Here is a 13,167-nt window from a genome sequence, read left to right on the forward strand (position 1 = left end):
TTGAATGTCTCGCCTGTCAGCCTGTCAGCCTGTCCGCTTTTCTTCGAAAACCGGCATCTGACCGCGTTTTTCCAGTTCCTCGCGGATCATTTTCTTGGTGATCTTGCCATAGGCGGATTTCGGCATGGCATCCCAGAACACCACTGATTTCGGCAGCTTGTAGCGAGCCATCTTGCCTTCCAGATAGGCCTTCAGATCGATGGCGGCGATATCCGCGCCCTCGCGGGCCACGCAAACGGCCACACCGACCTCGCCCCACACCGCGTCCGGCACACCCAGAACCGCAGTCTCGCTGATGTCAGGATGCATGAGGATTTTTTCCTCGATTTCGCGCGGGTAGATGTTCGAGCCGCCGGAAATATACATGTCGGAGGCGCGCCCGGTGATGTAGAGGAAGCCGTTCTCATCGCGGTGACCAAGGTCGCCAGTGCGGAACCAGCCATTGCGGAAGGCTTTGGCATTGGCCTCGGGATTATCGTAGTAGCCGGCGAAAACGGCGGGACCGATTACACAAATTTCGCCGGTTTCGCCTGCGCCAACCTCCTCGCCAGCATCGTTCTGGATCTGCACTTCCATGCCGGTGCGGTCGAAGCCGCAGGTGCCGATGCGCGTTTCCGGACCGTCCTCGGCGTTATGAAAAGAAGGCGGCAGCACGGTGATATTCCCGGTGACTTCACCCAGGCCGAAATATTGCACCAGCACCGAGCCGAGCTTTGCAAGCGCGCGCTTCTGGTCCGCGCGATACATCGGCGCGCCGGCATAGATGACATAGCGCAAGGAGGAGTGATCGAAACGATCCACAGAGGGGTCTTCGACGAGCATTTTAAGGATGGTCGGTACAGTGAAGGCGTTGGTGATACGCCATTTTTCGATCAGCGCCCATACGGCGGGCACATCGAGCTTTTCCGCCGCCGGCAGCACGGTTTTCGCGCCATGCGCCACCTGCACCAGCTGGTGAATGCCCGCACCGTGTGAAAGCGGGGCAACGACGATGGAGGCGTCGTCCGGTCCGGTGCCGGGCATCAGATCGCAGAGATGGTTGGTGATGACGAACGCCATCTGGCCATGGGTAAGCACTGCAGCCTTGGGCCGGCCGGTGGTGCCCGAGGTGAAGAAGAACCAACACGGGTCATCCCGATCCACTGCCTGGCTTTTGACTTTGTGCCCCATATGACGGGCCACGATGGCATCGTAATCCTCACCGAACTCAGCCGTACCGATGGCGATGCTGAAATCGATAGTGCTTGCCTCATGGCTGGCTTTTGCATGATCGGGAAAAGCACTGGCGCAAATCATGCCGCGTGCGCCGCTTGCCTTCGCCAGATAGGCAACTTCATCGGGCGATTGACGGTAGTTGGTCGGCACCCACACAGCACCCACGCGGAAGCATGCGAACATGGATTCGAACATCTGGTTGTTGTTGGAGGACTGCACCAGAATGCGGTCCCCCTTTCTGACGCCGAATTCAGTCTCCAGCGCATGGGCCATGGCGTCGACGCGGGCTTCCATTTGAGCCCAGCTCCAAGTCTTTTCACCCCAGACGAAACCGATATGGTCCGGGTTGCGGCGTGCCGCCTGCGTCAGGAAATGCGAGAGGTTCATCACCCGCGTGGTGGAGGGCGCAACCCCGCCCGCGGGATTCTGCACGGCACTTTGCGTCGTCATTTCACACGCTCCATGATCGAGACGTAATTGGCAACCGCCGTGCCACCCATGTTGAACACGCCAGCCAGCGAGGCATTGGGAATTTGCATGTCGCCTGCCTCGCCCATCAATTGCATCGCCGCCATGACATGCATGGAAACGCCGGTCGCTCCGACGGGATGACCTTTCGATTTCAATCCACCCGATGGGTTGATTGGCAGGCGTCCGGTCTTCAGCGCCGTTCCATCCTGGACAACGCGATATCCTTCACCGGGCTTCGCAAGCCCCATGGCCTCATATTCGATAAGTTCGGCAATGGTGAAGCAGTCGTGCGTTTCAACGAAAGAGAGGTCGTCGAGCGTTGCGCCGGCAAGTTCCAGCGAGCCGGCCCAGGCGCGGCGCGCGCCTTCGAAGGCCAACGGATCGCGACGACTCAATGCCATGATGTCGTTGACATGCTTGCGGCCTCGGAAACCGATGGCGCGGTTGAGTGTGGCTGCCGTTTCCTCGTCGGCCAAAATGATCGCGGCAGCGCCATCGGAAATCAGCGAGCAGTCGGTGCGGCGCAGCGGGCCCGCGACGTAGGGGTTCTTGTCCGAAACCGTATTGCAGAAATCGAAGCCGAAATCCTTGCGCATATGGGCATAGGGATTGACCGCGCCATTGGCGTGGTTCTTTGCGGCAATCATCGCCAGCTCTTCCGAGCGGTCGCCATAACGTTGAAAATATGCCTGTGCGATGCGGCCGAACTGGCCGGCAAACCCGCCGGGAATATTGGCCTCCTCCGCACGGTAACAGGCGGAGAGCAGGATTTCGCCCACCTCTGCGGTGGGCAGCGCCGTCATTTTTTCGGCGCCGACAACCAGCGCGACGCGGCCGCGCCCGGCCTCGATGAAATCCATGGCGCTATAGAGGGCGGCCGATCCTGTTGAGCAGGCATTTTCGAAACGCACCGCCGGCGTATAGGCGAGGCGCTCATCGCCCATCGCTACCAGGGCACCCTGAAAATCCTGTTTCGAGAAGCCATTGTTCATTACGCCGACGAAAATGCCGTCGATATCGCCGACATCGACGCCCGCATGGTCTATGGCCGGTGCCACGACCGAAGCCATCAGTTGCTCGGTATTTTCAAGGGCCGACTTGCCGAAAGGCGAATGCGCCCAGCCGACGATCTGCGCTTTGCTCATTTGCTCGTTTTCCTCGTTTGCCGTTTCGTGTCGCCTTCGCCGCGCGTGCGGGCGCGGCTGGCCATCATTTCTGCGATGCGTGTCTCGATGCGGGTTACTTCCTCGCGCAGCAGCGCTGCCAGTTCGGGCTGGCGCTCCGGCCGCATGCGGCTGTCCACAGCGGCAATGCTCAACGCTCCCGCTACCGCGCCATCAGGCGCGCGGATGGCAACGCCAATACCCCAGGAATTAGAAAGGATCAGGCCGGGGTTTAGCGAATAGCCATTGGCTCTCGTCAACTCGACATCACGGCGCAGGCCCTCAAGCGTGATGCCGGGATAATTAGCGGCAATCAGCCCGCTATTGGCCGCAATGATACTTTCCACCTCGGCGTCCGGCAGCGCCGCCAGCATGGCGAGCGAACCCGCGCCAATACCCAAGGGGTGTTCGAAACCGGCCTGAAGCGCATGGGTGCGCACCGGCCAGGTGCCTTCTTCGCGGTAAAGGCACAGGGAAAATGTATCACGGCGCACGGAAAGGAAGCTCGAATCCTCCGAGCGGCGGGAAATGCGCGTCAGGCCGTCCTGCGCCATCTGAAGAAGGCCAAACCGGCGCGATGACAGGCTGCCCAGCACATAGGTTTCTTCGCCGAGGTAATAACGCCGCGTTTCCTCATCCTGCTCCACAAGGCCGGCACGGATCAGAGCCAGCAGCAGGCGGCGGGCCGTGGGTTTGTTCAGTCCGCTTTCTGTCACGATGACCGAAAGCGCCACGCCGCGTTCCGCGTGCCTCCCGACCATGGAGAGCAGCGCCAGAGCCCGGTCCACCGCGCGCGCGCCCGTCAGATCTTTTTCAACCGGGATCGTTGTTGTTGCCATCTCAGGAAAACGCCCCCACCGCACAGCTTTGCCCGCCATCGACCGGCAAACAGACGCCGGTGACGAACTTAGCCTCATCAGATGCGAGAAAAACGGCGGCTCGGGCAATATCGAAGGCATCGCCCATGCGACCCACCGGGACAGCCGCATTGCGCGCCGCCACCATCTCGTCGACAGACGCATACTGATTGCTGATCTGCTTGTAGATCAGTGGGGTGTCGATCATTCCCGGAAGAATGCAATTGGCACGAATGCCCTGCCGGGCATATTGCATGGCCAGCGCCACAGTCGCCTGATTTACAGCTGCCTTCATGGCGTAATAGGCAAAATAGGGATAGCCGGTCCAGCGAATGGAGGCGAGCGACGAGATATTGACAATGGCCCCGCCGCCCTGCGCCAACATCACCGGCAACACAGCCTTGGAGGTGCGATAAACGGAGCCGATATTGAGATCGACCGAGGCGCGAAAGCTTTCCTCATCCAGCTCAACCGGCCCGCCCATATGGGTCACGCCGACATTATTGTGCAGAATATCGATGCCACCAAAGGCCTCGCAGGCACGGGCAACGGTGGCCGATACGGACTGTAGTTCTGTGACATCGGCGGCAACCGCAATCGCCTCCCAACCTTCACCGCGAATGATCTCAGCCGTCTCCTGAGCTGCGTCAGCGGAGAGATCGACACAGGCTACGCGCGCGCCTTCGCGGGCAAATTGCACGGCCGCAGCCTTGCCGTTGCCAAAACCCGGCCCCGATGATCCTGCGCCAAACACAAGCGCGCGTTTTCCCGTCAGGCGACCTGTCAAAGCAGTCTCCATTCCAATCGTCAGACATAGTCGGGTTGGCCCCGCTACGGGCGGGGCCAGTTATTCAACGGACCGGTCAGGTCAGGCTTGCACCAACGGCCTTTTCAAGAATGGCCCAGGCTTCATCGCCGTATTTGCCTTTCCACTCTGAATAGAAGCCTGCCTCTTTCAGCGCGGCGCGGAAGAGTGTCGCATCCGTGTCGTTGAAGGTCATGCCCTTGGAAATCAGATCTTCCTTGACCGAGGCATTGAGCTTCGCCACATCGGCGCGTTCATCTTTGCCGGACTGGTTGAGGTTTTTGGCGACGATGGCGCGCAGGTCATCCGGCAAACGCTCCCAGGCGCGTTTGTTGGCGAGGAACCAGAACCCGTCCCACATGTGATTGGTGACCGAGCAGAATTTCTGCACTTCGAACAGCTTTGCGGTGGAAATGATCGCCAGCGGATTTTCCTGGCCATCGACCACACCGGTCTGCAGTGCAGTATAGACCTCGGCGAAATTGATCGAGGCAGGGGCCGACTTGAATGCCTTGAACATAGAGGTCCAGAGCGGGCTCACTGGCACGCGGATCTTGAAGCTTTCGAGATCGGCCGGCGTGGCGATGGGTTTGGACGCGCTGGTGATCTGGCGGAAGCCGTTATCCCAGATGGTGTCCATGGCAACGAGATTCTGCTTGGCAATTTCGCCGCGGACATATTTACCGAGATCGCCATCCATGGCCGCCCATACGGACTCGTAGTTCGGGAAGGCGAAACCGATGCCGCTGATGGATGCGTTCGGTACCAGCGTCGACAGGATCAGTGGCGAAAGCGTGAAGAATTCAACGCCTCCAGAGCGCACCTGGCTCAAAACGTCTGTGTCGGCACCCAGCTGGCTGCTGGGGAAGATGCTGATATTGACCTGCCCATCGGTCTCCTTGGCGATACGCTCGGCGGCCTCCTTGGCGCGAATGTTCATCGGGTGCGCCGCAGGCAGATTGTTGGCATATTTATAATTGTATTGGGCAGCGCGGGCGCGCGACACGAAGGCGGTGGCCAGTACGGCGGAACCGGCGCCGGCGAGTATGGTACGTCTGTTGATATTCATTGCTTTCTCCTCCCAAAATAAAGCAGGTATCATTCATCGGCGTGGCGGGCGGACCCGCCACGGTCTCAGAGCAGAATGGTCGAAAATCCGGGGATTGCTGCAATCAGCAGCAGGCCGATGATCATGGCTGCGAGATAGGGCCAGATGGCACCCATGGCTTCGTCCGGCGACACGTTGCCGATCTTGCAGGCGATGTAAAAGCCGATACCGATGGGCGGCGCCATCAGGCCGATATTCATGGCGACCACCACGACCATCGAATAATGGATGTCATTGATGCCAAGCGTGCGGGCGATCGGGAACATGATCGGCGCGAGCAGAACGATTGCTGGCAGTCCTTCCAGGACGCAACCCAGGATCATGAAAATCAGGATCGACACGACCATGTAGGTCATCCAGCCGCCCGGAAGATCGGTAATCATCGCGGTCAGCTGGAAAGCAAAGCCGCTCTGCGTCAGCCCCCAGGCCATGGCCGATGCACAGCCGAGGATCAGCAGGATCGCCCCTGAAAGGGCTGCCGTCTCGACCAGCATCGAATAAAGCTTCCTGAGGCTGATGCCGCCATAAAGCACTGCGCCGACGATCATGGCGTAGAGCACGGCAATAGTGGATACTTCGGTTGCCGTGGCGACACCGCCGCCCACCAAGCTGCGGATGAGGAAGGGCAGAACGAGCGCCGGTGCGGCAATCAGGGCTGCCTTGCCGACCTGCGGCCATGGAGTGCGCTTTGCGCCTTCCATGTTTTCATCCCGCGCCTTCCAGCGGGCCAGAACGGCCAGCACCAGAAGCAGTACCATTGCAATCATGAATCCGGAGGTGAAGAGGCCGGCAATAGACACACCTGCCGCCGAACCCAGAACGATCAGCACGATTGAGGGCGGAACCGTATCGGCCATGGCGGCGCCGGTGGCCAGAAGCGCGATCATTTCCTTGGGTTTGTGGCCACGGCGCTTCATTTCCGGAAACAGCGCCGGTGCGACGGTTGCCATATCAGAAACCTTGGAGCCGGAAATGCCGGAGACAAGAAACAGCGAACCGAGCAGAACATAGGACATGCCCGCGCGAATGTGGCCGAACATCGAGGACAGAAGCTCGACAATCGCCTTACCCATGCCGGTAGCATCGAGCACGCAGCCCAGCAGCACGAAGACTGGCACTGACAGCAGAATGATGCCGGACATGCCCTCATCCATGCGCCCGATCATCACAATGGTCGGAACCCAGGTGGTGAAGGTCAGATAGGCGAGGGTTCCAAGGCCGAAGCAGAAGGCAATCGGAACGCCCAGCACCAGAAATACCGCAACGAACAGGCCGAGGAAGATCGCCAGATTAAAATTGCCGAGGGATTCCAGCATCGGCGATGCCAGATAGAGCAGGCTGGAGGCAACCGCGACCGTTAAAAGGGCCGCAATGATATCGCGCAGATTTTCTCGTCGGAAGAGATTGTTGAGCACCAAAAGCAGCATAAGACAGGCGCCGACCGGCAGCGCCGCAGCGCGAAACGACATCGGGATATTCAGCGCCGCCGACGTAACCACCCACTCCTCGATGGCGTATTCCATGGCGGGCTTGATAATTGCTGCAAGAAATGTCGCCACCAGCACCAGTGCCAGGGAATTGATGTAGCCCAGAACCCGTTCCGGGAACATGTTGAGAAACAGCGTGAGGCGCAGGTGTTCACTGCGATCGATGGCGATTGCCGCGCCCAGCATGGCAAACCACAGAAAGCACAAGGACGCCGTTTCATCGATCCAGACAATCGGCAGATGCAGGGCATAACGCGACGTCACACCCAGCAGAAGCAGGCCAATCATCATCGCCAGCAGCACCGCCGCCACTGCCTCGATAGGGCGCATGAACCACGAGCCTGTTACCGGTCCGGTGTGCAAAAGTTCGCCATCGAGTACAAATACGTCGTCATTCGCGTTTGCGGTCATGGTCATCGGGGCCTCCTCTCCCACAGAACAACCTTCGCAACAAGGTGTCGGCAAAACAGGATGTCCGTGCCACGACCGCGACATCAGATAGCTGTTGTTGCCAGACTGGCCAGACCCCTCCAAAGGTCTGAATGTATCGGGATATTGCCTCCACAATATGGACCGTTACAAAACCGTGTATCCGGGATACACAGGATATTTCACGAAATCAACAGTAAATAGACGGATTTATGCAGTTAATTTGTGCGCCTTTAAGGTCCATATAGTGGATCATACTTGATAAGACCTCCATTTCTCGTGATCGCCTTGCAGCACGGCACCTCATTCAAAGGCCAGCCAATGCAAATCGTGCCGGCCGATCAGGGCAGGTCGCCATACACCCGGAAAGCGTGCGTCGCGCTACGGAGAGCCGACATTTTGTAAAATCGTCCTGCGTCAATGACTGGTTGTGAAACTTTTTGGAGCGCGGCGAGTTTGGTGAAGGAGCAATCAGCTCGCATGTCTCACTGCATATAATCACCGCTACGCGGAGGATTGATCGTCCATTCGGAGGAGATCGCATGAATTCCATCATCTATCTAGTCGGCCTCGTCGTCGTTGTCCTGTTTATTCTCTCATTGCTGGGGTTACGCTGATGGTTGATCCAATTGGTATCGAGACGAATCCAAACCGCAGCTATGTCGACTGGCCCGCAATTTTTGCCGGCGCGGTCATCTCCTCGGGAGCCATGGCTATCCTCACCGCATTTGCAGGCGGCCTAGGCCTGAGTTCAATTTCAGCGGACGATGGTGGCGACATCAGTACAGTCTGGCTCATTATCACCGGGCTCTTTGTCATCGTCTCCATGGTCGGCTCCTATATGCTGGGTGGCTATATTGCCGGCCGGATGCGTCGGCCCGCCGGCGCTGCCGATAAGAACGAACTGACCGTTCGCGACGGTGTGAATGGCCTGGTGGTGTGGGGCCTCGGAACGGTTGTTTCCGCGTTCCTCGCCCTTGGCGTACTGTCCGGTGGAGCCAAAGCTGTCGGCAGTGTGGCACAAACTGCCGTGGAGGCAACCGGCTCAGCCGTGGGAGGCGCAGTGCAGGGCGCAGGCCAGCTGGCTGGCGGTATCATCTCCGGCGCTGGCAGTGCTGCAGGCGGCCTCGCACAGGGTGCTGGTCAGGCGGCGGCGCCAAGCATAGAGCAGATGCTGCCTCAAGGCTTGAAGACCAATCCGATCGACTACTTCACCGATACGCTTCTGAGAACCGATGCTCCCACCACTCCTGTCCCGGCTGATCAAGGCGCCGGCGACTATCAGCGGCAGATCAGCGGCATTCTCGGTAATCTTCTCGCAACCGGCCAGATTTCCGATGCTGACAAAACCTGGCTCACCAACCAGATTGCAGCCCGTACAAGCATCAGCCAGGCCGATGCGCAGACACGGGTAAACGAGACGGTTGAGCGCGTGCAGGCAGTCAGAGCCGAAGCCCAGAAAAAGGTGGATGAAGCTCAGAAGCAGGTCGAGGCCGTGAAGGCGGAAGCGCAGAAGGCTTTGGAAGACGCCAAGAACAAGGCTGCCGATGCCGCTGAAAAAGCGCGTATCGCGGGCATTCTGACAGCGTTCCTGCTGGCGGCTTCTGCACTCGTTTCCGCTGCTGCCGCTTATATCGGCGCAGTGCACGGCGGCCGACACAGAGACGAAGGCCGCATCTGGGGTGGGCTCGCCTACCGGAAGTAACCAGTGCGCGTGAAAAGAGCGAGCCTCTGCGGCAGTAGTGGCTCTCTCGTTAATAACAAACTCGTTTGCATCGAAGACTACGGAAGTGGCTTGATCTCCAACGAGATCAGGCCATTTCTGTCAACCACGATGGGGTCCCACATCCTGCTGCCGAAAACCGGGATGTCAGCGATGCAAAAGCGCCGCGCCGGGTTGAGATGTGATCTGTAGGCCCCGCCGCTCTGCCGCATGAAGCCGTAGACCAAGCAAGACCTCCGCCGGTGCCGCCCCACTGGGCGCGAACGGCTAAATAGGGCTCAAACGTCCTGTCCAGCGCGACAGACCGCAACGAAAATCTGCTCTTCCATGAAACGTCCTGACTGATCCGGAAGATCAGGCAGGATTTTTGCTGAACGTATCCGGCACGAAGGCAAGGATCACTCAGGGCGCTGCAGCAAGGCCAGAGCGACCGTGGATGCAGCCAGTATCGCGGTCAGAGCCAGCGGCGCAGTAGCACCGTAGGAATCGACGATATAGCCGCCGAAAACCGCACCGATACTGATGGCCACCTGAAAGGAAACGACCATCAGGCTGCCTGCCGCCTCCAGCGCGTCGGGTGCGCCGCGGGAAAGGTTGGTCGGCAGCACCACAGGCGCCATGCCGAAGGCAAGGCCCCAAAGGGCGACGAGAGCAAATGCGGCACCGGTATGAACACCCCAGATAACGAGGGAAATCGTCGCAAATGCCATCAGGGCGGCAGTAACGATGAGTGCGAGGCGGATACTGGTGTCAGCCATCCGGCCCCCCAGCACATTGCCGAGTACGGAAGCGACGCCAAAGCCGAGCAGGGCAAGGGCAATCGGCGTGGTGTCAAGCAGCGTCACCTGTTCGAGGAAGGGACGCACATAGACCGAGCCAGCAAAATGCCCTGTCATCAGCAACAGGATTGCCAGCATCCCCAGTTGAACGCTGCGCCGCCGCGTCAGCCGGAAAACATCGGAAAGACTGTTGCTCGTACTTGCCGGCAGCGATGGCAGGCTGAGTATCTGCAACAGCATGGCAATCACGGCAAGCCCCGCCGTCATCGACATGGCAATGCGCCATCCCACCCAGTCACTGATCAAGGCGCCCATTGAAGGGGCAGCGATGGTGGCGAGCGAAACGCCGAGGGTGACGATAGCCATGCCGCGCCCGGTAGAATTCGCGCCAACGAGCCGCGCCACTACCGCAACCGAAAGCGCCCAGAAACCGCTGAGCGCGATCCCCAGTCCGGCCCGGCCCACCAACAATAGCCAGAAATCGGCAGCAAATGACGCTAGAATGTTGGAGCCGATAGCCAGCGCACTAAGACCGACAAGCACGGTCTTGCGGTTCAGTTTGCCGATGAGAACATTGCTCAGCAGCGCAGTCACGGCGCCAACGGAAGCGGTCGCCGTCACAACCTGTCCGGCTGTACCCTCGGTAATGCCGAGATCGCGCGCCATGGGCGTCAACAATCCCGCTGGCAGAAACTCGGCCGATACCAGCGCAAAACTGGTGGCCGCCATCGAAAGAACCGCAAACCAGGTTGCGGCGGTCCATGCGGGTTCCTCTGCGGCCTCCAGGCCAATCGTTGACCCATCAAATTCTGATGTCGTGTCCGTCATGGTGTCTCTCCTTGAGTTGGGAGAGTTTTAGACGAATTTTTTCGGATGATATGTATCTAAAAATCCGAATTTCATACCTATTCCTCCGAAATTTGTGCGTTGCACAATTTCCGTTGACGCGTGTACGCAACTTTTGAGTAGGGACGACGAAGGACTTTACGAATAGCTGGCGGCAGACTGAGAGCCTGCCGGTCACAATGCCCACTGAAGCCTTCACTCCGTCTGCATTATCGAACGCTGACTGTGGGATTGCGATCAATGCCTTGATCGGATCATGAAGAGCTATATCGGCGACAAGCAGGCCCGCCCCGATGGTGGATACAATATTCGGTCATCGGCAAGGGCAACGCTGTGATTGGCATGGCCGGAACAGGCGATCGCAAGGATATCCGTAAATGCTGTGGAAGCTGAGCGCTTCACAAGGTAGTTGTTCAGATCGACTTGGCGGTACCCGTTCTGATTAGATCCGCCTTTATCTCAAAACGTTTCTTTTCACCGGATTTTGGGATAAAACTAGCTTGTATTGATGACGGCACCGGAATGTAAATTCGGTCTCTTAACATGATCGTGCATGTTCGATGGGAGCCGCCGCCAGCGCTCTCACTTACAAAGTCTATTGTCTGCATATCGTAGTAAACCCCAAACTCCCCTGAGTGGTGGATGAAGATAAACAGCGCCTTTTGTCCGCCCCAAACAACTGAGGTGGAATGCGGTTGTGTGAAGAAATCACCGAATTCGGTGAATGCTCTTGGAGCAAGCGCGATAAAGCATCTGTAGCCGCGCAGGTCTGGCTCAGAGGGATCAATGGTTATCAGCTTAGCAGGTGAGCCAATTTCAGTACGTAGTATCGAGGGTTCGGCAATCCATTGGGTTTGATGGTTGGTCGGGTCCTGAACGGCTCTCTCGTTCTCGATGAGATCCGGTACGACATCGCTGACTGGCGATGCCGCCTCCACGATCTGCACGCTTGTTTGCGCCGCGAACTTCGATTTGTCGATCAATGTTTCAAGAGTAATCTTTCCTTCGTTATAGTCTTTCATAATCGAAGGCAGTTCATCGAGTTCATCGCTATCGTACTCGAATGTTTCCCTCTTTCTGCGCATCGCTTCGATAAACGCTTCCGCTCCTTGACGAGTGCTGCTTGGAACAATGTGAGAGATATGCGGGAATATAACGTTCCTTGCGAAGTCCTTTGCCAAGCTTCGGAATGCGTCAAGATGTGTCTCGTACACTTGAAGGAGCGTGATTACCGCTTGGGCTACGGAATTGAGGATAATTAGCGTCTTCCCACTTCTTTTGCTGTGGTCCACCATCACAACCACACCATGGGAAATCTCTCCAAACGCCACCTCGACGTCGATGAAAAAATCCTCGGAGATTATCGACACAAGCCGGTAGGAGACGGCCCATTTGCTCGTACTGAGGTCCATGCCCTCCTGCAAATTAGTAACGGTAGGCCTGTCAGGTATTGCCTCGATCGCTGGGTATCGTCGTAGATATCCCTCCTGGCATTGCCGCCGCGGATTGTTTCGCGCCAAGATGGCCAGGAATGAGTCTTCTGAGGAGAATGTTTTGATGACGGTTGGATCGCTGCCACCATATAAGCGAACAGTGCGCTTGCTGGATAATGAAACCGCGTCCTTCAAAGATACATCGTCTTGCTCCGAAACTTCTATGGCTAAGTTGCCCGCGAGGTCGTAGCGCCCATTGGAGCAGATCCATTGCATGAATGGGGTACTCTGATTGCATTGCTCGGTGTTTGACAGTCGCTCCGAAGCGAAGTTGTCAATTTCCGTCATCATCGATTGGAGCAATTGTACACCGTCCGACGTGAGTGCCTCGCGACCCGCGGTAGGCTGCAAGACTTGCATGTCGATCACGCCGCCGAACGCGTAAATCGAGCTTATCGGAGCCATCGCTAGACCAAAACCGCTCCGGGCTGTTTGGATAGCCCCGTCGCTGCTGCGCAGTGCCAAATGCCCCTTCAGCGGTTTGCTCGTTCCAAATCAGGTCGGTTAAGACTAGGCGCATGATGGCGTTACCCGAGATTGCGATATCGCCCGTCGCTTGGAGGTTGGGGCCGATGCGCACCGCTTTCAGCCGCTCGTGATAGTTGGTCGGAATGGCGGGCACGGCCTGTTCCAGCGGCACCTGACTCACCAGTTCCTCGTTGACGAAGATCGGAACATCAACAAGCCGGACGAACTCCCGCAGGTACTGTTTCGCTTCCGCCAAATTTATGGATCCCGGCGAGATAAGCTCAGCCGTAATGAGTGTGCCCGGTTGCCCGATAACTTCGAGA

General features: G+C 58.0%; 10 protein-coding genes. 1 reads left to right on the forward strand and 9 read right to left on the reverse strand.

Annotation, left to right across the window (positions count from 1 at the left end):
* Positions 1–24: 24 nt before the first annotated feature.
* From CRO62_RS12505 to CRO62_RS12530, 6 genes are all read right to left on the reverse strand, one after another.
* On the reverse strand, positions 25–1,665 hold the full coding sequence (locus CRO62_RS12505; RefSeq protein WP_097100359.1) for an acyl-CoA synthetase: 1,641 nt from the start codon (positions 1,663–1,665) through the stop codon (positions 25–27).
* Positions 1,662–2,831: an acetyl-CoA acetyltransferase gene (locus tag CRO62_RS12510; protein ID WP_097100360.1), complete on the reverse strand. Its 1,170-nt coding sequence runs from the start codon at positions 2,829–2,831 to the stop codon at positions 1,662–1,664. The genes CRO62_RS12505 and CRO62_RS12510 overlap by 4 nt, the downstream gene beginning before the upstream one ends.
* Positions 2,828–3,688, reverse strand: a complete 861-nt coding sequence (locus CRO62_RS12515; protein ID WP_097100361.1) for an IclR family transcriptional regulator — start codon at positions 3,686–3,688, stop codon at positions 2,828–2,830. The genes CRO62_RS12510 and CRO62_RS12515 overlap by 4 nt, the downstream gene beginning before the upstream one ends.
* Position 3,689: 1 nt before the next feature.
* Positions 3,690–4,493 (reverse strand): SDR family NAD(P)-dependent oxidoreductase, encoded by an 804-nt coding sequence (locus tag CRO62_RS12520; RefSeq protein WP_179784507.1) that lies wholly within the window; start codon positions 4,491–4,493, stop codon positions 3,690–3,692.
* Between the two features lie 76 nt (positions 4,494–4,569).
* Positions 4,570–5,580, reverse strand: coding sequence for a TRAP transporter substrate-binding protein (locus tag CRO62_RS12525; RefSeq protein ID WP_003517515.1), 1,011 nt, complete (start codon positions 5,578–5,580; stop codon positions 4,570–4,572).
* 65 nt (positions 5,581–5,645) lie between these two features.
* Entirely contained in the window at positions 5,646–7,523 is a 1,878-nt protein-coding gene (locus tag CRO62_RS12530) for a TRAP transporter large permease subunit (protein ID WP_097100363.1), read from the reverse strand.
* 628 nt (positions 7,524–8,151) lie between these two features.
* Here CRO62_RS12530 and CRO62_RS12535 point away from each other — a divergent pair.
* Positions 8,152–9,240, forward strand: coding sequence for a hypothetical protein (locus CRO62_RS12535; RefSeq protein WP_097100364.1), 1,089 nt, complete (start codon positions 8,152–8,154; stop codon positions 9,238–9,240).
* Positions 9,241–9,656: 416 nt separating this feature from the next.
* Here the strand turns inward: CRO62_RS12535 and CRO62_RS12540 are convergent, their stop codons facing one another.
* The 3 genes from CRO62_RS12540 to CRO62_RS27045 all read right to left on the reverse strand — a co-directional run.
* Entirely contained in the window at positions 9,657–10,865 is a 1,209-nt protein-coding gene (locus CRO62_RS12540; protein WP_097100365.1) for an MFS transporter, read from the reverse strand.
* A 431-nt stretch (positions 10,866–11,296) separates the two neighbouring features.
* Complete coding sequence (locus CRO62_RS12550) at positions 11,297–12,592, reverse strand: hypothetical protein (protein ID WP_143539386.1); 1,296 nt, start codon at positions 12,590–12,592, stop codon at positions 11,297–11,299.
* A gap of 58 nt (positions 12,593–12,650) precedes the next feature.
* Positions 12,651–13,167: hypothetical protein (locus tag CRO62_RS27045; RefSeq protein WP_210201856.1), on the reverse strand; the 517-nt coding region annotated here is incomplete at its 5' end.

This window comes from Rhizobium sp. AN6A, assembly GCF_900215635.1.
GTDB lineage: Bacteria > Pseudomonadota > Alphaproteobacteria > Rhizobiales > Rhizobiaceae > Agrobacterium > Agrobacterium tumefaciens.